The organism is Kineosporia mesophila (assembly GCF_021129235.1).
GTDB lineage: Bacteria > Actinomycetota > Actinomycetes > Actinomycetales > Kineosporiaceae > Kineosporia > Kineosporia mesophila.
The window spans coordinates 341,480-359,694 of sequence record NZ_JAJOMA010000005.1; the positions used below are offsets into that span (position 1 = coordinate 341,480).

Below are 18,215 nucleotides of genomic sequence, written 5' to 3' on the forward strand. Positions count from 1 at the left end.
CGCCTGGTCAGTACTCCGTTCGGTCCGCTTTGCCCTCCCAGCGGTCGAACGGGAGCGTCGCTCCCGGCAACGACACCTGCGCCAGCGTCAGGGGCCAGCTCGACGGCTCGTTCTCGAACACCTCGTAGAACACCCGGTCGTCGAAGCCCGCCTTGGCGGCGTCGTGGCGGTCGGCGGCGTAGATGATGCGGTCCACCCGCGCCCACAGCGACGAGGAGAAGCACATCGGGCACGGCTCGCACGACGCCACCAACAGGCAACCGTCGAGCTTGAAGGTGCCCAGCGCCCGGCAGGCGGCCCGGATCGCGATCACCTCGGCGTGCGCCGTCGGGTCGAGCGTCGGGGTCACCTGGTTCGTGCCGGTCGCGATCAGTTCGTCCTTGAGGACGACGAGGGCACCGAAGGGGCCCCCTCCGTTTGCGACGTTCTCGGCGGCCAGGGCCACTGCCTGGTTCAGCCACGTGGTCTCGTCGGCCATGTTCCACCTGTTCCTGTTCGTCATGTTTCATCGTCAGGCCCGCCCGATCAGGACAACCGCTCCGACACCCGCGCGAGTTCCTTTCTCGCCCGGGGCAGGTCGACGCCGACCGGGATCCCGTCCCGGACCACCGGCTCGCCGCCGACCAGCAGGTGCCGCACGGGGCGGCGGGGTCCCAGCACCAGCGCGGCGACCGGATCGGCGATGTCCTGCACATCATCTCCCGGCCAAACCGCGATGTCCGCGCGCCTTCCCGGTTCCAGGACACCGATGTCGTCCCGCCCCAGGCAGGCGGCACCCCCCACCGTGGCCAGATCGAGCGCCTGGCGCACGGTCAGATTCCCCGGGTCACCGGCGCGCAGCCGACCGGTGAACAGAGCCTGCCGCATCTCGGTGGCCAGACCACCGTCCTCGTTGCTCGCCACGCCGTCCACCCCGAGACCGACCGGGGCCCCGGCACGCAGCAGGTCACTCACCCGGCACATCCCGGCCGCCAGCCGGGCATTGCTCGACGGGCAGTGCGCCACACCGGTTCCCGTCGCTCCCAGCCGGGCGATCTCGGCGTCGTCGAAGTGGATGCCGTGCGCGAACCAGACGTCGTCGCCCAGCCAGCCCCACTCGTCCATCAATTCCAGGGGACGCAGGCCGAACCTCTGCACGACGGCTTGCTCCTCGTCCAGGGTCTCGGCCAGATGGGTGTGCCGACGCAGGCCCAGACGCCTTGCCAGCAAGGCTGATTCGGTCATCAGACGGGGTGTCACCGAGAACGGTGAACAGGGTGCGACGGTCACGATGACCCGGTCGCCGTCGTGCAGGCGCGCGTGAACGGCCTCGGTGCTGGCCAGGATCGCCTCGGTGTCCTCGACCACGTCGTCGGGCGGCAGGCCACCGGCGGCCTCGCCGAGATCCATCGACCCGCGGGCCAGGTGCAGCCGGATGCCGACCTGCCCGGCGGCCTCGGCGATCCGGTCGAACACCCGGTCGTCGCCCCGCGGCACCAGGTAGTGGTGGTCGGCGGCGGTCGTGCAGCCCGACAGCGCCAGTTCGGTCAGGCCGACCAGGGCCGCGGCGTACACGTCGTCCGGATCGAGCTTCGCCCAGACCGGGTACAGCTCGGTCAGCCAGCCGAAGAGGGTCGAGTCGACGGCCCGGCCCCGGGTGGCCCACTGGTAGAGGTGGTGGTGGGTGTTGACCAGACCCGCGGTGAGGATGTCGCCGTCCACCCGCAGCACCTGTTCACCGGGCCCGGGCGGCACGACACCGACCGCCACGATCAGGCCGTTCTCGATCGCGACGTCACCCGGCCACCGGGCGCCCCGGATCACCAGCCGTCCACCTGACTCCACCATGCCGCCGACGCTACCCACCACGTGTTGCGGAAACGTGTACGACCAGCGCGGCCGGGGCCTTCGGGCCAGACGTACGCCGGGGTACGGCCTGTCCCCAGTGCATCACCGGCCCCCGCGTGCCAGTCTGGACGATGTGCAGATCACTCATATCGGACACTCATGCCTGCTGGTCGAGACCGGGGGCGCCCGCATCCTGACCGACCCGGGCGCGTTCGCCGAGGGTTTCGAGGACCTGACCGGGCTGGACGCGATCGCCGTGACGCACCAGCACATGGATCACCTCGACACCGAGCGCCTGCCCGCCCTGCTGGCCGGGAACCCGCAGGCCGTGGTGCTGGCCGAGCCGGAGACCGCGGCGCTGCTGGAGAAGGCCGGGGTGGCCGTGAAACCGCTGGCGCTCGACGAGCCGGTCCCGATCGCCGGGGCGACGCTGACCGCGGTGGGCGGTACGCACGCCGAGATCCACGCCGACATCCCGCTGATCGGCAACCTGGGCCTGACCATCAGCTCACCGGGCGACCTGAACCTGTTCCACCCCGGCGACTCCTACGGGGCCCAGCCGGACGGCGTCGACCTGCTGGCCGTGCCGCTGAACGCGCCCTGGGCCAAGTTCAGCGAGACCGCCAACTTCGTGCGGGCCATCGGGCCGGGCCGGCTGTTCCCGATCCACGACGGGCTGCTGCAGCCCGCCGGGCGCGCGGTGTACCTGCGCAACCTGGCCGGACTACTGCCCGAGGGTGCGCAGATCGTCGACCTGGCCGGTCAGGGACCTACCGAACTCTGAGCCCCCGCAGGCCCCGGCCCGGGGTGCCCGAGCAGGCCGAGTCGCCCGTGATCCGGGCGGCTCCGGCCAGGCAGATACCGATCGCCTGCTGCCCGTAGAAGTTCGGGTGCAGGGACTCGGCGTAGTCGCCCTGCCCGGTGTAGTCGACGAACCGCACCCACTCCACGGCGGCCGAGACCGGGTCGCCCTTGGGGTGCCGGGTGCCCTCGGCGCACAGCTCGTGCCCGTCGAAGGCGTTGCTGAGATCGAGGAACGTGGCACCGTGCCGGTGCGCCGTGCGCTTCAGCGTGGCGGCGATCGACGGGGTGACCTGACGGGCGGTCCAGGTCATGTCCGGGTCGGTGAACGGGCAGCGGCCCCCGGTCCACTTGAACGCCCGCTGGTAGCCCTCGTACTTGTCTTCCGAGGCGCTGGGCAGGGGGTTCGGGTACGACTGGAGGATCAGCCGGTAGTCGCCGTCGCGGTATCCGGCCCCGGCGAGCGTGGCCCGGATGTCGTCGAGCACCTCGCCGACCGCCGCGCCCATCGCGGGCCGCTCGACGTCGAGACGCGGCTGCTGCTTGGTCTTGCACGGGTCGTTGCGCAGCGCGTAGGCGGTGATGCAGCGGAAGACCAGGTCGGGGAAGCTCAGGTCGTTGCCCCCGATCGAGAGCACGACGAGCTTCACCCGGCTGGTGCGGGCCAGGGCGGCGAGCTGGTCGTTCTGCGGCTGCTCGCCGCGCATACCGACCCCACCCTCGCTCGCCCGCAGCACATTGGCCGCACGCGCCCCGGAGCAGGCCAGGTTCACCGGCCGGCCGAGGCTCAGCCCCTTCGCCACGGCGCTGTTGATCGGCGCCGAGTCGGATCGGTAGCAGCCGGTTTTCGCCGTCGCGCCGTAGATCTTGGCGGGGTCGGAACTGCCGAACAGCTTGCCCTTCGGGCGCGACCAGGCCCGGTCGGTGCCGCCCCGGTCGAAGAGGAAGTCGTCGGAGTTACCGGCCCACCGCGCGCCGGTGCCGGAGATGTAGCTGTCGCCCAGGCTAACCACGACCGGGTCTCCCGCCGGAAGTCTCGGCTGCGCCCGGGCCGCGGTCGGGATGCCGAACAGCACCGCCGTGATCACGGTCAGGACGACCAGGGCCTTGCCGTGCACTGCGCTCCGGGCCATGCGTACCTCCCCCGAGGATGCCTGCCCCGAGAGTCGCACCATGTTCGCTCCGTCCGCAATAGCTCACGGACGGTAGTGCAGTGCCCGGCCGCCTCAGAACCAGGTGTGCCCCACCATCGCGGTCGGCGTCCAGGCGAGCATCGCGTCCAGCCGCCGCACCGCACCAGCCCGGTGCTCATCGGCCAGACCCGCCGAATACAGCCTGGTGAGCGGGTTCTGGCCCAGGTAGACCGAGCCCAGCGTCGCCGCGGGCAGAGTCACATCGGCAGTGCGGGTGGACGCGGTCACCCCCACCTCCCCGTTCTCGTCGGCATCGACCTCCCAGCGCCCGGCGGAATACCCGGCCGGGTCGGTCACCTCGACGACGACCCGCCCGGGGGCCTGGGCGCGGCGGGCCGTGAGGGCGGCCGGCACGTCGACGACGCGAACCCACTGGAAGTCGGTGCGATTCGTCTCGGAGACGGCCCGGCGGTCGGTCGCCATCCAGGTCAGGGGCTCGTGAACCGGCCGGTCGGCCGCCACGATCCGGTCGGTGAGGTCGAGGTCGGCCAGGTACTGCCAGAGAGCCCGGTAGGCGGCGGGCGTGGCGGCGGTGAGGTCGAGCAGGTCGATGCCGGCCTGCGTGCAGAGAGTCCAGTCGCCCTTGATCCGGTAGCTGGCGGTACCGACGACTGCGCCCTGCGCGTCCCGGGCGATCACGGCGGGCCGGTCCAGGCTTTCCTCACCGGCCTCGGGGAGCACGCCGCAGGACATGTCCCACCACAGGCCGGAGCGGGGTAGCGCGCCGGGCAGACCCGCGGCGACCTGGCGGTACAGCTCCGGGGCCACCAGCCGCACCGCGAGGTCGTCCGTCGCCTCCAGCTCGATGCCCTCGGTGAGCCCGGCGCCGAACCGCAGGCGCGGGCTGCTCACGGTGAGGTGCACGGTCTCGCTGGCCGGCCCGAACCCGAACCGGCCGTAGATCCCGCCCTCGCTGGCGATCAGGTACCCCAGCGCCGCGCCCTGCTCGCGGGCCTCGGCCAGGGACGACACCATCAGCGCGGTGGCCACCCCACGGCGGCGGTGGCTCGCCAGCACCGACACCGAGGTGATTGCCAGGGTCTTCGCCGTGCCGCCCCCGGGCACCGGCAGGTCCGCGTCCCAGGTGCGGTAGGTGCCACAGGCCACGTCGCCGATGCGGGCCACCCGGAACCGCTGGTCGGCCGACGCCTTGCGCAGCAGGTCGAGCCGGGCCGCGGTCGGCCGGTGGGGGACCAGGAAGGCCCGGTGCGCCAGCGCCGCCCACGCCTGCAGTTCGTCGGTGCCGACCGGGCCGATGTCGATCACGGGAGTTGCCACAACGGGACGCTAACGGGCAGCCGAGGAGGCCCGCATGTGCTTTTTGACCCGAGGGGCATGGTCAACTCGCGGACCCGGCCGGTCCGGGCTGAACTGGGCCCACGGAATCGCTGCTGTACCACCATGATCCATGGGAGGAGTTCGACATGGGTGCGTTCGACGACATCAAGAACAAGGGCCAGGACTACGCCCAGGACCACCCGGAGCAGGTCGAGAAGGTCAGCGACCAGGCCATCGAAAAGGGCGGCGACCAGGCCGACAAGGCCACCGGGGACAAGTACGGGAAGCAGGTCGACTCCGCCCAGAAGAAGGCGGACGGCTCGATCGGCGAGTAAGACCCCGGGTGTGCGGCGGGTTCACCCCGCCGCACACCCGTCCGTCAGTTCGGGGCGACCGGGTGACCCAGCCGGCCGGTGAGTTCGGCGGCGGCCGCCGACTCGGCGATGTCGGTACGGAACTGCCCACCGCGCAGGCCGATGCGGTCCAGCGCGGCGTAAACGGTGGTGCGGGCCGCCTCCAGATCGGCGCCCGTTGCCACCACGGAGAGCACCCGGCCCCCGGCGGCGACCAGGTCGCCGTCCTCCAGTGCCGTGCCGGCGTGCAGAACCCAGGCGTCGGGCCAGCCGTTGGCGTCGTCCACACCGGTGATGACGTCACCCCGCACCGGCGTGTCGGGGTAGTTCTCGGCGGCCAGTACCACGGTGACAGCGGCCTTCTCGCGCCACTCCAGAGCCGGCACGTGCTCCAGGTGCTGCACCGCGGCGGCACGCAGCAGCATCCCCAGAGGCGTGGCCAGCCGGGCCAGCACGACCTGGGTCTCGGGGTCACCGAAGCGGGCGTTGAACTCGATCACCTTCACCCCACGGCTGGTCAGGGCCAGGCCGCAGTACAGCACACCGACGAAAGGCGCTCCCCGGTTCGCCATCTCGGCGATCGTCGGGCGGGCGACCTGCTCCAGCACCTCGTCGACCAGGTCGTCCGGGGCCCAGGGCAGCGGCGAGTACGCCCCCATGCCGCCGGTGTTCGGACCCAGATCGCCGTCGAGCGCCCGCTTGAAGTCCTGCGCGGGGGCCAGCGGCAGCACGGTCACACCGTCGGTGATGCAGAACAGCGAGACCTCGGGACCGTCGAGGTACTCCTCGATCACCACCCGGCCGCCCTCCCGCTCGAGGCAGGAGGCGGCGTGGGCCAGGGCGGTGTCCAGGTCCTCGGTGACGACCACGCCCTTGCCCGCGGCCAGGCCGTCGTCCTTCACCACGTAGGGGGCGCCGAACCCGGTCAGGGCAACGCTCGCCTCCGCGACCGTGGAGCAGGCGAACGAGGCCCCGGTGGGCACCCCGGCCGCGGACATCACGTCTTTGGCGAAGGCCTTGCTGCCCTCGAGCTGCGCGGCGGCGGCCGAGGGACCGAAGCACGGGATCCCGGCGGCCCGCACGGCGTCGGAAACGCCCGCGACCAGCGGCGCCTCCGGCCCGACCACGACCAGGTCGGCCGCCAGGTCACCGGCCAGATCGGCCACCGCCTGCGGATCCAGGGCGTCGACGGCGAAGCAGTTGCGCTCACCGATCAGGCCGGCGATACCCGGGTTGCCGGGGGCCGCGTAGAGCCCCGTCACCCCCGGGTCGGTGGCGAGAGAACGGACCAGCGCGTGCTCACGGGCGCCTGGCCCGACCACAAGAACCTTCACGGGGGACGAGGGTAATCGGTCCGGGGGTGCGGGCGCTCCGCTCCGGCCCGGAGCAGGATTCACGCAATCGAGACCCGCGCCCATAATAAATCGGTACAGAACCGGACGGAGCGGAACTAGGCTGACTCACCGCCCGGAACCACGGGGCGGCGCACACTTTCACCGAACGGATCCGCCATGTCGTCGTCTGCTCTCCGCCGCCAGAGGTTTCTGGTCATCCTGCTGGCCACCGTCCTGATCCTGGCCGCCCTCCTCTCCCTGACCTGGGTGAACGAGCGCATCGACCAGCCCGCCGATCCCGCCGTGGCCCTGGCCCAGCCCGTCACCTCGCTCTTCAGCACGCCCGTCCCCTCGGAACCGCCGAGCGATCACGACTACGCGGGCGAGCTCGCGCAGAGTGCGATGGAGGCCGCGTTCACCGCCACCTCCGTGCACATCGAGGCCGATACCGTGTACTACGGCGACCACATCCGGTACGACATCAGCATCGACCGGAACGGCCAGGCCCTGGGCCGAATCGTGAACGCCGAGGGCGAGACCCGGGTGATCATTCAGGGAGACACCGGGTACGTGCAGTTCGGCGAGCACCTGCCCCCGCAGGAACCGGGCACACCGGGTTGGCTGACCGGGCAGTGGATCTCGATCACCCGGAACGACCAGACGGAAGACATCTTCGCGGCCACTCAGATGCCCCTTCTGGTCGACGACGTGCTCGACCTGCCCGATTTCGACGCCCCGTGGAGAACGTACGAGCACAAGACCCTGGACGGGCTCCCGACTGTCGCCCTGGGTATGAAGGGCGGCGAGCGCCGCACCTACGTGCGCACGGACGGCGCCCGCCAGGTGCTCCTGCACCGCGAGGAGGACTTCCGCGCGAGCTACTCCCTCTGGAACGACCCGCTGGTGCTCGAGGCCCCGCCGCACCCGATCACCTGGGAAGAGTCCACGGGCCAGGCGCCGCCGCTCAGCGCCTGACCTCTACAGACCTCTACGGATTGGCCTCGACCTCGGCGAGAGCCTCGCCGAGCAGGGCCAGGCCGTACCGGGTCTCCTCGTCGGTGATGTTCAGGGCCAGAAGGCACCGGCCCCACGCACCTCACCCATGAAGGACGAGCTGGTCGCCCGGGCGGTGAGCTCGGGTCCGAACACCTCACGGCCCAGCCGGTCGGCGTTCTCGATCAGCGAGTCATCGCTCAGCACAACGATGTTCGCGGCGGCGGCGCAGGCGAACGGTGACCGGAGCAGGAACCCCTCACCGGGGGCGCGCTCGACGATCAGGCGGGCCGCCTCGGAGCGGGCGTCGTTCGCGCGCTGCGGCGCGACGTTCGCGCGCTGCGGCGCGACGGTGGCGAGCCGGGCGGCCTGGTCGGCGATCGCCCGGACCCCGCGGGGCTCGGAGAAGCCGATGTTCGTGTGGACGAGCCGGCCGGAGAAAGTCGGGACAGGGCATGCCCGCGCCGTCCCACAGCCACGAGCCCTGGGCGCCGTCGGCGGTGAAGGGCCGGCGGCCGTCCTGCGCCGGCCAGGAGGGGAAGGCTTACTCGAGGTCGAGTTCCAGCGCCCGCTTTGTCCTTTCCTCCCGGTCCGGGTCGGTGGGCACCTTCGGTGCGGTGGACGGGAGCGGGGGACGCGTGCTCGTCATGGTGGCAGGGTAGGGGTTACTCCCCCAGGATTGGCGCGTGATGACTACGTCGGGCACGGCCGTGCGGGACGGGGTTCTGAGGATCCGGACGAACTCGTTCGCAATCTTCCAGTGCGGGATCGCGGCCGCCCTGGCCTGGATCATCGCCGAGAATCTGCTGGGCCACCCGCGTCCGTTCTTCGCCCCGGTCGCCGCCGTGGTCTGTCTCGGCCTGTCGAACACGCAGCGCCTGCGCCGCATGGTCGAGCTGGCCCTGGGCGTGACGATCGGGGTGGGCATCGCCGAGTTGCTGGTCGCCCAGATCGGGAACGGCTGGTGGCAGATCACGCTGGTGGTGCTGATCTCGATGTCGATAGCCCAGTTGCTCGGGGGCGGTGCGCTGATGACCACGCAGTCGGCGGTGCAGAGCATCTTTCTGGCCGCGTTGCCGCAGACCCCCGGCGGCGGGCTCTACCGGTGGGAGGACGCGCTGATCGGCGGTACCACCGCCCTGCTCATCGTCGCGTTCCTGCCGGCCGACCCGGGCCGGTTCGTGCGGAAAGAGGCGCAGGACCTGATCCGCGAGCTGGCGGCGATCTCGGCGGAGTCGGCGGCGGTGCTGCGCAGTGGTGATGCCGCCCAGGCGGACGCGGTGCTCGACCGGGCCCGCCGCACCCAGGACGACATCCAGTCCTGGACCGACGCCCTGCGCGGCGGCGAGGAGATCAGCCGGATCTCCCCGTTGCGCCGGCGGCACCAGCCCGAGCTGCTGCGGTACCGCCGCGGTCTGACCGGGCTGGACCGGGCGACGCGCAACCTGCGCGTGGCGGTGCGCCGGATCGCCGCGGCCCTGGACACCGGCGCCGAGATGCCGATGGCCCTGGCCGACATCTTCGATCACCTGGCCGAGATCCTGCACCTGCTGGAGGGTGAGGTGGGCACGGCGCAGGAACGCCTGGTCTCCACCACCGCCCTGGCCGCCCTCGCCGCCCGCCTCGACCCCGGGCAGCTCGGCGCGCAGTCGCTGTCAGCCAACGTGGTGGTCGGGCAGATCCGGTCGGTGGTGGTGGACCTGCTGGGCGCCACCGGGATGGACGAGCATCAGGCCCGCACCCTGCTGCCCGGCTGATCAGGCCTTTTCCGTCTCCGATTCCGGGGGCCGGGTCGCGAGCAGGCGCAGCACCTCACCCACCGCGGTGGCGATCTCGTCGCGACCGCCGCCCTTCAGACCGGCGGCGTAGCCGACCAGGAAGGTGGTGAGCGGCGCGGCGGGACGGGCGATGCCGTGGGCCGCCTCCTTGGCCAGATCCAGGATCTCCGCCACCTGCACGTCACCCGTGGGAATCGACAGGTGTTCCCCGACCTCGTCCACCCAGCCCTCAAGCATGGTCACTCCCCATCGTCGAGCTCGTCGAGCCGGGCCAGTTGCTCCGGCGTGTCACAGTCTTGCGAGGCCCCGAGGTCCGGCACCTCGATCACGTCCAGTTCCCGCACCAGGGCCCGCATCGGCCGGCCCTCCAGCGGTGCGAGTTCCCGCAGTACGCGGATGAGCGCGGGCGTGCGGTACACCGCCGCGAGCGGCTGGCGGTGCCCCTCGGCGTCGATGAAGAGGGCCGCGTCGGCGCGCGGGACCGAGAGCAGGGCATCGACGAGTTTGTGGACGTCTTGTGCCCCCAGTCTGGTCAGGTCGGTCGCGAAAACGCCGACGAGGGTCGGGGCGGCGGGTTCCAGCACCTCGACGCCCGCGAGAAGCCCGGACAGTGGCCCGGTTCCGGGTGGGTCCTCACGCGTCCACTCGACCTCGCGCACCGTCGGGCGGCGTTCACCGACCACCACGGTGCGCTCCGCGGCGAAGGTCGCCAGCAGCACGCCGTCGAGCAGGGTCACCCCCGCCCGGGTCAGGGCGGCCTTGTCCACCCCGCCCAGCCGCTCGCCGGATCCTCCGGCCAGCACCACAACGCCCAGGGCGATCATCGTCTCCATGATCATGAACGTAGTCCGGTGATCACGTGGTCGGTACCCTCGGGCCGGCCCCGGTCCGCGAACCCGAGGGCAGCAGACCGGCCAGCGGGTCGCCGAGGTCACCGCAGCGCTCCAGCACCTCGCCGAACTCCAGCTGCCGCAGGGAGCCGGGCTCGTCCAGCTCGTCCCAGGTGCGGGGGGCCGCGACGGTCGGGCGTTCCCGGCCCCGGGGCGAGAACGGGCAGATCGTGGTCTTGGCCGCGTGGTTCTGGCTCCAGTCCAGCAGCACCCGGTCCTTGCGCAGGTTCTTGGCCATCCGCGACACCACCAGCCGGGGCAGCTCCCGCTCCAGCTGCTCGGCCAGGCGGTGCACGTAGTTGCCCACCGACGTGGCGTCCTGCCGGCCCGAGACCGCGGCGTACAGCTGCATGCCCTTACCCCCGGAGGTGACGGGCCACGGGTGCAACCCGTCGTCCTCAAGCTTCTCCCGAACCGCCAGGGCGACCTCCGCGCACTCCGGCAACCCCGCGGGCGCGCCCGGATCGAGGTCGATGACCAGCAGATCGGGGTCTTTCGCGGCGCCGCGCGGACCAACCCGCCACTGCGGCACGTGCAGCTCGAGCGCGGCCAGGTTCGCGGCCCAGACCAGACCGGCCAGATCGTCGATGAGCGGGTAGGTCACCATCTCGCGGTCCTTGGTGCTGCCCGGCGCGGGCAGGGTGACGTCGCGCAGCCACTTCGGGGCACCGCGGGGCACGTTCTTCTCGAAGAACGTGATGCTTCCCTCTACCCCGTCGGGCCAGCGTTTCCGCGTGGCCGGGCGGTCTTTCAGATGCGGCAGGAGCAGGTCGGCCACACCGGTCAGATAGTGCAGCAGCTCGCCCTTGGTGGTGCCGGTGGAGGGGTAGAGCACCTTGTCCAGGTTCCGCAGCCGCAGAGTGTGTCCCCCGACCTCGACCAGCTGTTCCTCTCCGGCCACTGTTCCCCCTTACTCGTGGCGGACGTCCTCGGCTTCCAGATCCGCCCGGATGCCCCGGAAGACCGGCTGCCGCAGCCGCCCGTTGTCCGTGCGGCCCATGTGCCGCACGTCGACCACCAGGCTCGGTCTCGTCCAGGTCGTGCCCTTGGCGTCGGCCCGGGGCACCGGGTCGTCGAACGGTGACTTCTCCCGTTGTAACGGCATGAGCAGACGGCGCAGGTCGGCCTGCACCCCCGGCGCGGTCAGCCCGCTGCCCATCCGCCCCGCGAACCGCAGCTGACCCTGGTGCGGGATGCCGATCAGCAGGGCCCCGACCGGATTACGCGCGTTCACCTCGGGCCGCCAGCCCCCGACGATCACCGACTGCACCCGGCGGTGGGCCAGCTTGCGCCAGTCACTGCTGCGCACGCCGGGCCGGTAGTCGGAACCGCGCCGCTTGGCCACCACACCTTCGAGCCCCTGCTCGAGCGTGGCGTGCAGCAGGATGCCGACGTCGTCGTAGACCGGGGACAGCTGCCAGTGATCGCCCGAGGCGGGCAGCCGCTCCAGCGCCTCCCGCCGCTCCTGCCAGGTACGCCGCTTCAGGTCCACGCCGTACATCCGCAGCGCGTCGAAGGCGATCAGCGTGGCCGGGGTCCGGGCGGCGAGCGCCTGCGCCTTGCGCCGGTCGGTCACGTGGATGCGGTCGGCGAGGGCCGTGAACGACGGCACGCCCCCGGAGAGGATGACGATCTCGCCGTCGAGCAGCACGTCGGGGTGAGCCCGGCCGATCGCCTCCAGTTCGGGGAAGGCCGGGGTGATCTCCCGCTCCGACCGGCTCCAGAGCCGCACGGCGCCGTCGTGGATGTCGGCCAGCACCCGCCAGCCGTCCCACTTGACCTCGTAGGCCCAGCGTTCGGCGTCGGTCGGGAGCCCGCGGTCGGCATCGGCCGGCGTCGCGAGCATGGGGCGCATGGCCACATGAGAGCACACGGCGGTGTCGATCGCGTGCTCAATCGCGGCGCCGCGCGGACCGATGATTTTCACCGGGTAACCGAGTCGACACTGGCAGGAGTGAGACCAAGCAGTCATGCTTGGTTCCAGGTTTCCCGCGTGTCCGGCTTGACATGTCCTGTCGGATTTCACCCGCGATGCCAGGGTCGACTGCGCGACAACGGAGGAGACAAACGATGCGAGCCATCTGGAAGGGCGCGGTCTCGTTCGGCCTCGTCAATGTTCCCGTCCGGCTGTTCTCGGCGACCCAGGAGCACGACATCCGTTTCCACCAGGTGCACCGGGAAGACGGTGGGCGCATCCGGATGAAGCGGATGTGCAGTGTGTGCGGTGAGGAAGTGGCGTGGGACCAGTTGGCGAAGGGTTATGAGTCGGAAGACGGGCGCCTGGTGGTGCTCAACGACGAGGACTTCGACGCCCTGCCGCTGAGTACCGGCCGTGAGATCGACGTGGTCGAGTTCGTGCCGACGGGCCAGGTCGACCCGGTGCTGTTCGGCAAGTCGTACTACCTGGAGCCCGACGCGCGCGCGGCCAAGCCCTACGCCCTGCTGCGCGAGGCCCTGGAGGCGACCGACCGCGTGGCCGTGGTGAAGGTGGCCCTGCGTCAGCGCGAGTCGCTGGCCGTGCTGCGGGTACGCGACCGGGTGATCATGATGCAGACCCTGCTGTGGCCCGACGAGATCCGGGCGGCGGAGTTCCCGATCCTCGAGGACGAGGTGGACCTGCGCCCGCAGGAGCTGCGGATGGCGGCGTCGCTGGTCGACTCGATGGCCGCCGACTTCGAGCCGGACCAGTACGAGGACGAGTACCAGCAGGCCCTGGTGCAGCTGGTCGAGGCGAAGCTCGAGGGGGCGGAGCCGGCTCCGGCGAAGGCCGACGAAGAGGCCACGACCGAGGTGGTGGATCTGCTCTCGGCGCTGCAGGCCAGTGTCGACCGGGCGAAGGCCTCCCGGGGCGAGAAACCGGCCGATGCCCCGGCGAAGAAGACCGCCTCGCGGAGCCCGGCCCGCAAGACGGCCGCCGCCAAGACCGGCACGGCTCGCAAGGCCCCGGCCAAGAAAGCGGCGAGTAAGACCGCGGCGAAGAAGACCCCGGCCCGCAAGTCGGCATAGCGCAACAACATTCAGTGGCCGACCGATAGCCCGAACACCACCTGGCGGCTAGCCGCATCTTGTGACACAGTCACGTTCCCACCCGGGCTCTCCCTGTCCCAGGAGGTGCCACCGTTCCCGGTCGGGCACAGGACCAGATGTAGGCGAAGGACGGCCAGCATGCTCGACCCGGTGCGACGAGCACTGCTGGCCCTGGCCGTCTGCACCTTCGGGCTGGGCACGGGCGAATACGTGGTGGTCGGCCTGCTGCCGGCCGTCGCGAGCGACCTGGATGCCAGCGTGCCCCAGATCGGCCACCTGGTCTCGGCCTACGCCCTGGGTGTGGTGATCGGTGCTCCCCTGCTGGCGGCGGCCTCCGTCCGGTTTCCCCGTAAGGGCCTGCTGATCAGCCTGGTGGTGGCGCTGGCGGCGGGTAACCTGCTCTCCGCCGCGATGCCGGACTTCCACAGCCTGCTCGCGATGCGGTTCCTCTCCGGCCTGCCGCACGGCGCGTTCTTCGGGCTGGCCTCGGTGCAGGCCGCGCAGCTGGTGCCACCCGCCCGCCGGAGCCAGGCGATGGCCGTCGTGTTCGCCGGGCTGACCATCGCCAACGTTGTCGGCGTGCCGCTGGCCACCTACACCGGGCAGCACGCCACCTGGCGCCTGGTGTTCGTGCTGATCGCCGTGGTCGAGCTGATCGGCGCCCTGGGGGTGCTCGCGATCGTGCCGCGCAGCCCGCGGATCGCGCCCGGGCTGCCCGACGCCCCGAACCTGCGGCGGGAACTGAACGCCTTCAGGAACCGGCAGATCTGGCTGTCCCTGGTGGTGGCCGTGATCGGTTGCGGCGGGATCCACGCGACCTTCAGCTACATCTCGCCGATGATGACCGAGGTGGCCGGGTACGGCGCCTCCGACATCACGCCGCTGCTGGTGCTGTTCGGGCTGGGGATGACCTTCGGCAACCTGGTCGGCGCCCGGCTGGCCGACCGCTACGACGTGACCCGGGTGATCTACGGCGTGATGACCGCCCAGGTACTCGTCTCGGCCGCTTTCTACTTCGGCGCGGGCAACCGGGTCGCCTCGGCCTTCCTGCTCTTCCTCTTCCCGTTCTGCAACACCATGGCTTTTCCCGCCCTGCAGAACCGGATCATCAGCATGGCCGGCGACGCCCCGAACCTGGCCGCGGCCGGCATGCACGCGGCCTTCAACATCGCGAACTCCCTCGGCGCCTGGCTGGGCGGCGCGACCATCGCGGCGGGCTGGGGCTACAACTCGCCCAACCTGGTCGCCGTCGGTCTGGGGCTGATCGCCGCCCTGATCGCGTGGCACGCCTCCCGCACCCGGTACTCCCTCACCTCAGCCCTCCCACCGCCGCACACCGGGCCGGGCGCCGATCCGGCACGCCCCGTCACGGCACCGATCCGCATCCCGGTGGTGGGGCTGAACACCAACCCGATCCCGGTGATCGGGCGGTACAGCAACACCGGGCCTCTTCCCCGGATCAGCCACCACCGACCGGCCGTTCCGGAGCGGGAGCGACGGTTCGTGGAGCATCGTCTCCTGGAGCGCCAGATCCCGGACCGCCAGATCCCGGAGCGCCAGATCCCGGACCGCCGCATTCCGGAGCGCACCCCACGGGACCGCCGCTCACCGAACCGGCCCAGCGACGACACCAACCCGATCCCCGTCGTCACCAGTTCCAGCGCGAACGAGGTCGGCCCCGGCACGACCGAGAGCTCCGGCCACCGCCCCGGATGGGCCTCGGCCGCCGACCTCGCCCGCGCCCTCCAGAACCGGGGGACTCCTCCCGGCGAGCGATGGCCGTGACAACGAGTATCCGCGATGGCACCTAGTGTTTACGTGGCGGGGGAATACGACGCGGGGTAGCCGGTTGTATCCTGTGAATCAGCCAGTGGCGCCAGCGGTCGTCGACTCGCTCGGCACCAGGGCTCAATGATGCCGCCCCGCAACTTGTCCCGCACCGCCCGAAATTACTCCTCGACGGAGCATTTTCCTGGGCTGTTCGTCGTGCGCCCTGGCCCTTCCGGAAACCTGCGAAAGGGGCGGCGGAGCTGTGATCACTCCCGTACGGCGCGCACTACTGGTAATGGCCATCTGTAGTTTCGGCCTGGGCACGGGCGAGTTCGTCGCGCTGGGCCTGCTTCCGGACATTGCGAACGACCTGGACGTCAGCGTGCCCCAGGCGGGCAACCTGATCTCCGCCTACGCGATCGGGGTGGTGATCGGAGCACCCCTCCTGACCGCCGCGTCTGTCCGTTTCCCGCGCAAGGGCCTCCTGGTCAGCCTGGTGGTGGTGCTGGCCGTGGGCAACCTGGTCTCCGCGATGATGCCGGGCTTCTGGTCGCTGCTGGTGATGCGGTTCCTCTCCGGCCTGCCGCACGGCGCGTTCTTCGGTGTGGCCGCCGTACAGGCCGCCAACCTGGTGACGAAGAACAAGCGCAGCCAGGCCATGGCCGTGGTGTTCGCCGGGCTGACCATCGCGAACGTCGTCGGCGTGCCGATGACCACCTTCATCGGGCAGAACACCTCGTGGCGCCTGGTGCTCGTGCTGGTCGCCGTGGTCGAGCTGGCCGGGGCCCTGGGCGTGCTGGCGGCCGTGCCGCGCAGCGAGCGCATCGACCCGTCCTCGCCCGACGCCCCGCACCTGCGGCACGAGCTGAGCGCCTTCAAGAACAAGCAGATCTGGCTGTCCCTGGGCGTGGCCACCATCGGCGGTGGCGCCACCTTCGCCACCTTCAGCTACATCGCCCCGATGATGACCGAGGTCGCGGGCTACGCCGAATCGAGCATCACGCCCCTGCTGGTGCTGTTCGGCCTGGGCATGACCTTCGGCAACCTGATCGGCGCGCGCCTGTCCGACCGCTACGACGGCACCCGGGTGATCTACAGCGCGATGGGCGCCAACGTCGTCATCGCCGCGATCTTCTACTTCGCCTCGAGCAACAAGATCGCCTCGGCCGCACTGATCTTCCTGTTCCCGTTCGCCAACACCATGGCCTTCCCCGCCCTGCAGAACCGCATCATCAGCCTGGCCGGCGGCGCCCCCAACCTCGCCGCGGCGAGCATGCACGCGGCCTTCAACATCGCGAACTCGATCGGCGCCTGGCTGGGCGGCCTGACCATCGCGGCCGGCTGGGGCTACAACTCCCCCAACCTCGTCGCGGTCGGCCTCGGCTTCCTCGGCGTCGTGATCGCGGTGTACGCCGGCCTGACCGAGGGCCCCAGCCCGCAGGTCGTACGCACGACCACGATGGAGGACGTCCACCAGCCTCCGAAGTCGGGTGCCCCTCAGTCACGCGAGGGCGCCCTGAGCGAGCGCTGACCCCGCCCCCGCTCTGCGGACAGAAGGGTGGGAACACCTCGGCGGGCCCGGTGCGGATGCGAAGCGAGTTGGCGGGGTGCGATTTACGCCTATCGCTCCTTATGTCGCGTTGCCCTCTCGCTGCCGTCGCGACCAGCTCAGAAGTGTCCTCAAGAAACTTCCGGGTGAGGCCTTAAACAGCGGACGATGCGCCCCCGGACGGGCAGAATTACCTATACGGCCGAACGGGGACGGGGCTTCACTACTCGTGACCGGCCGGGCGAGTTCCGTAGCTTGGCCTTGCCTTGAGGCCTGGACAACTACAACTCTGAGTGCACTACCCTGTTCCGATGGTGACATTGGTATCGTTCCGTGACGAACGATCCGCGCACCGCTACGACCAGGATCCGTCTTTGTCACGGGGGGATGTGAGCACGATTCGCGGTAGGCAGCGCTCCGGCGTCGTCGAACAGGACCGGAACCTCGACACGGTGGATCTGCGGGTTCCGGCCGACCCCGCCTACCTCGCCGTCGTACGTACCGCGGCCGCCGGGCTCGGCACCCGTCTGGACCTGACCCTCGACGAGATCGAAGACCTGCGTATCGCGGTGGACGAGGCCTGCTCCCTGTTGCTGGCCGGTCGTGCGCACCCGGGCCGCACTCTCGACGCCGCCTTCGAGGTCGGCCTGGTCGGCAGCCAGAACCTGTCCGTGACCATCTCCGGGCCGGTCGCCGAGCTGCCGCGCGAGGCCAGCTTCTCCTGGTCGGTGCTGCGGGCCCTGGCCGGCGACGTGGTCACCGGCACCTGGCAGGACGGCACCTGGATCAAGCTCAGTGTGCCGGGGCGGGCGGAGAAGTGAGCCTGCAGCCAGACGCCGACGCCCGCCTGCGCGTGCTCCCGCGGAGTCAGCCGGAGATCATCCGGTGCCCGGAGCCGTCGGCGCCCCCGCGGGAACCCGATGAACAGGTCGTCGCTGAGGCCCCCGACGACCTGGACGACGACCCCGACGATCCCCGGGTACGCCGGGACGACGCCGACGACCCGGAAGAACCCGAGAACCTCGACGACCCGGACGACGCCGTGGCCCTGGGCGATCCGGACCTGCACCGCCTGGCCGCGATGCCCCCGACCCACCCGCACTACCAGCAGCTGCGACGCAAGGTCATCGAGACGCACCTGCCTCTGGTCCACCACCTCGCACAACGCTTCAAAGGCCGCGGCGAACCCTACGACGACCTCGTACAAGTCGGCACCATCGGCCTCCTGCACGCCGTCGACCGCTTCGACCCCCACCGCGGAGCCTTCGCCGCCTTCGCCGTCCCCACCATCGTCGGGGAAATCCGCCGCCACTTCCGCGACCGCGGCTGGGCCATGCGCATCCCCCGCCGCATCCAAGACCTCGGCCGCCGCGTCTCCGAAGCCCGCGAAACCCTCACCCACACCCACGACCGCTCCCCCAC

The 18,215-nt window shown here is 70.9% G+C and carries 19 protein-coding genes and 1 pseudogene; 9 read left to right on the forward strand and 11 right to left on the reverse strand.

The window, feature by feature from the left end:
• Window positions 1–7: 7 nt before the first annotated feature.
• Window positions 8–478 carry a nucleoside deaminase gene (locus tag LR393_RS09915; RefSeq protein ID WP_231483286.1) on the reverse strand — a complete coding sequence of 157 codons (471 nt, stop codon included), beginning with the start codon at window positions 476–478 and terminating at the stop codon, window positions 8–10.
• A 47-nt stretch (window positions 479–525) separates the two neighbouring features.
• The gene (locus LR393_RS09920) at window positions 526–1,827 is read right to left on the reverse strand and encodes an 8-oxoguanine deaminase (protein WP_231483287.1); all 1,302 of its coding nucleotides are present in this window, start codon (window positions 1,825–1,827) and stop codon (window positions 526–528) included.
• A 133-nt stretch (window positions 1,828–1,960) separates the two neighbouring features.
• Here LR393_RS09920 and LR393_RS09925 point away from each other — a divergent pair, with 133 nt between their 5' ends.
• Window positions 1,961–2,611 carry an MBL fold metallo-hydrolase gene (locus tag LR393_RS09925; RefSeq protein ID WP_231483288.1) on the forward strand — a complete coding sequence of 217 codons (651 nt, stop codon included), beginning with the start codon at window positions 1,961–1,963 and terminating at the stop codon, window positions 2,609–2,611.
• On the opposite strand, the gene LR393_RS09930 is transcribed toward LR393_RS09925, so the two are convergent.
• Window positions 2,598–3,761: a GDSL-type esterase/lipase family protein gene (locus tag LR393_RS09930; protein ID WP_231483289.1), complete on the reverse strand. Its 1,164-nt coding sequence runs from the start codon at window positions 3,759–3,761 to the stop codon at window positions 2,598–2,600. The genes LR393_RS09925 and LR393_RS09930 overlap by 14 nt on opposite strands.
• A gap of 93 nt (window positions 3,762–3,854) precedes the next feature.
• On the reverse strand, window positions 3,855–5,099 hold the full coding sequence (locus LR393_RS09935) for a GNAT family N-acetyltransferase (protein ID WP_231483290.1): 1,245 nt from the start codon (window positions 5,097–5,099) through the stop codon (window positions 3,855–3,857).
• Between the two features lie 146 nt (window positions 5,100–5,245).
• Between LR393_RS09935 and LR393_RS09940 the strand changes: the two genes are divergently transcribed.
• A complete protein-coding gene (locus LR393_RS09940; RefSeq protein ID WP_231483291.1) occupies window positions 5,246–5,434 on the forward strand; it encodes an antitoxin in 189 nt (62 codons plus the stop codon).
• Window positions 5,435–5,478: 44 nt separating this feature from the next.
• Here the strand turns inward: LR393_RS09940 and purD are convergent, their stop codons facing one another.
• Window positions 5,479–6,786 (reverse strand): phosphoribosylamine--glycine ligase, encoded by a 1,308-nt coding sequence (gene purD, locus LR393_RS09945; protein ID WP_231483292.1) that lies wholly within the window; start codon window positions 6,784–6,786, stop codon window positions 5,479–5,481.
• A gap of 177 nt (window positions 6,787–6,963) precedes the next feature.
• Here purD and LR393_RS09950 point away from each other — a divergent pair, with 177 nt between their 5' ends.
• Window positions 6,964–7,761, forward strand: a complete 798-nt coding sequence (locus LR393_RS09950) for a hypothetical protein (protein ID WP_231483293.1) — start codon at window positions 6,964–6,966, stop codon at window positions 7,759–7,761.
• 90 nt (window positions 7,762–7,851) lie between these two features.
• Here LR393_RS09950 and LR393_RS35140 read toward each other — a convergent pair whose 3' ends face one another.
• Window positions 7,852–7,986: a hypothetical protein gene (locus LR393_RS35140; protein WP_269326921.1), complete on the reverse strand. Its 135-nt coding sequence runs from the start codon at window positions 7,984–7,986 to the stop codon at window positions 7,852–7,854.
• Between the two features lie 51 nt (window positions 7,987–8,037).
• Window positions 8,038–8,320, reverse strand: a pseudogene (locus tag LR393_RS37315) (aspartate aminotransferase family protein); the annotation flags it as partial.
• Window positions 8,321–8,468: 148 nt separating this feature from the next.
• On the opposite strand from LR393_RS37315, the gene LR393_RS09955 reads away from it, so the two are divergent.
• Window positions 8,469–9,536: an FUSC family protein gene (locus LR393_RS09955; RefSeq protein WP_231483306.1), complete on the forward strand. Its 1,068-nt coding sequence runs from the start codon at window positions 8,469–8,471 to the stop codon at window positions 9,534–9,536.
• Here the strand turns inward: LR393_RS09955 and LR393_RS09960 are convergent, their stop codons facing one another.
• The 4 genes from LR393_RS09960 to ligD (LR393_RS09975) are packed head-to-tail and all read right to left on the reverse strand — an operon-like array spanning window position 9,537 to window position 12,302.
• Window positions 9,537–9,794: a DUF6457 domain-containing protein gene (locus tag LR393_RS09960; RefSeq protein ID WP_231483294.1), complete on the reverse strand. Its 258-nt coding sequence runs from the start codon at window positions 9,792–9,794 to the stop codon at window positions 9,537–9,539.
• A gap of 2 nt (window positions 9,795–9,796) precedes the next feature.
• Window positions 9,797–10,390: a molybdenum cofactor guanylyltransferase gene (gene mobA, locus LR393_RS09965; protein WP_231483295.1), complete on the reverse strand. Its 594-nt coding sequence runs from the start codon at window positions 10,388–10,390 to the stop codon at window positions 9,797–9,799.
• A 22-nt stretch (window positions 10,391–10,412) separates the two neighbouring features.
• Window positions 10,413–11,348, reverse strand: a complete 936-nt coding sequence (gene ligD / locus LR393_RS09970; RefSeq protein ID WP_231483296.1) for a non-homologous end-joining DNA ligase — start codon at window positions 11,346–11,348, stop codon at window positions 10,413–10,415.
• Window positions 11,349–11,357: 9 nt separating this feature from the next.
• On the reverse strand, window positions 11,358–12,302 hold the full coding sequence (ligD, locus tag LR393_RS09975; protein WP_231483297.1) for a non-homologous end-joining DNA ligase: 945 nt from the start codon (window positions 12,300–12,302) through the stop codon (window positions 11,358–11,360).
• A 215-nt stretch (window positions 12,303–12,517) separates the two neighbouring features.
• Between ligD (LR393_RS09975) and ku the strand changes: the two genes are divergently transcribed.
• The 5 genes from ku to LR393_RS10005 form a co-directional block, all read left to right on the forward strand.
• Complete coding sequence (gene ku, locus LR393_RS09980; RefSeq protein WP_269326922.1) at window positions 12,518–13,453, forward strand: non-homologous end joining protein Ku; 936 nt, start codon at window positions 12,518–12,520, stop codon at window positions 13,451–13,453.
• Window positions 13,454–13,612: 159 nt separating this feature from the next.
• Window positions 13,613–15,259, forward strand: a complete 1,647-nt coding sequence (locus LR393_RS09990; RefSeq protein ID WP_231483298.1) for an MFS transporter — start codon at window positions 13,613–13,615, stop codon at window positions 15,257–15,259.
• Window positions 15,260–15,506: 247 nt separating this feature from the next.
• Window positions 15,507–16,775 (forward strand): MFS transporter, encoded by a 1,269-nt coding sequence (locus tag LR393_RS09995; protein WP_231483299.1) that lies wholly within the window; start codon window positions 15,507–15,509, stop codon window positions 16,773–16,775.
• 329 nt (window positions 16,776–17,104) lie between these two features.
• Window positions 17,105–17,614: an ATP-binding protein gene (locus LR393_RS10000; RefSeq protein ID WP_231483300.1), complete on the forward strand. Its 510-nt coding sequence runs from the start codon at window positions 17,105–17,107 to the stop codon at window positions 17,612–17,614.
• A partial coding sequence (locus tag LR393_RS10005) for a sigma-70 family RNA polymerase sigma factor (protein ID WP_231483301.1) occupies window positions 17,611–18,215 on the forward strand: 605 nt, incomplete at its 3' end. The genes LR393_RS10000 and LR393_RS10005, both read left to right, overlap by 4 nt.

What these genes read in the sequence shown, in the direction of transcription:
- LR393_RS09915 (WP_231483286.1), bottom strand. Translation starts at nt 478, where the DNA reads ATGGCCGACGAGACCACGTGGCTGAACCAGGCAGTGGCCCTGGCCGCC.
- LR393_RS09920 (WP_231483287.1), bottom strand. Translation starts at nt 1,827, where the DNA reads ATGGTGGAGTCAGGTGGACGGCTGGTGATCCGGGGCGCCCGGTGGCCG.
- LR393_RS09930 (WP_231483289.1), bottom strand. Translation starts at nt 3,761, where the DNA reads ATGGCCCGGAGCGCAGTGCACGGCAAGGCCCTGGTCGTCCTGACCGTG.
- LR393_RS09940 (WP_231483291.1), top strand. Translation starts at nt 5,246, where the DNA reads ATGGGTGCGTTCGACGACATCAAGAACAAGGGCCAGGACTACGCCCAG.
- LR393_RS09950 (WP_231483293.1), top strand. Translation starts at nt 6,964, where the DNA reads ATGTCGTCGTCTGCTCTCCGCCGCCAGAGGTTTCTGGTCATCCTGCTG.
- LR393_RS09955 (WP_231483306.1), top strand. Translation starts at nt 8,469, where the DNA reads ATGACTACGTCGGGCACGGCCGTGCGGGACGGGGTTCTGAGGATCCGG.
- LR393_RS09960 (WP_231483294.1), bottom strand. Translation starts at nt 9,794, where the DNA reads ATGCTTGAGGGCTGGGTGGACGAGGTCGGGGAACACCTGTCGATTCCC.
- mobA (WP_231483295.1), bottom strand. Translation starts at nt 10,390, where the DNA reads ATGGAGACGATGATCGCCCTGGGCGTTGTGGTGCTGGCCGGAGGATCC.
- ligD (WP_231483297.1), bottom strand. Translation starts at nt 12,302, where the DNA reads ATGCGCCCCATGCTCGCGACGCCGGCCGATGCCGACCGCGGGCTCCCG.
- ku (WP_269326922.1), top strand. Translation starts at nt 12,518, where the DNA reads ATGCGAGCCATCTGGAAGGGCGCGGTCTCGTTCGGCCTCGTCAATGTT.
- LR393_RS09990 (WP_231483298.1), top strand. Translation starts at nt 13,613, where the DNA reads ATGCTCGACCCGGTGCGACGAGCACTGCTGGCCCTGGCCGTCTGCACC.
- LR393_RS10000 (WP_231483300.1), top strand. Translation starts at nt 17,105, where the DNA reads ATGGTGACATTGGTATCGTTCCGTGACGAACGATCCGCGCACCGCTAC.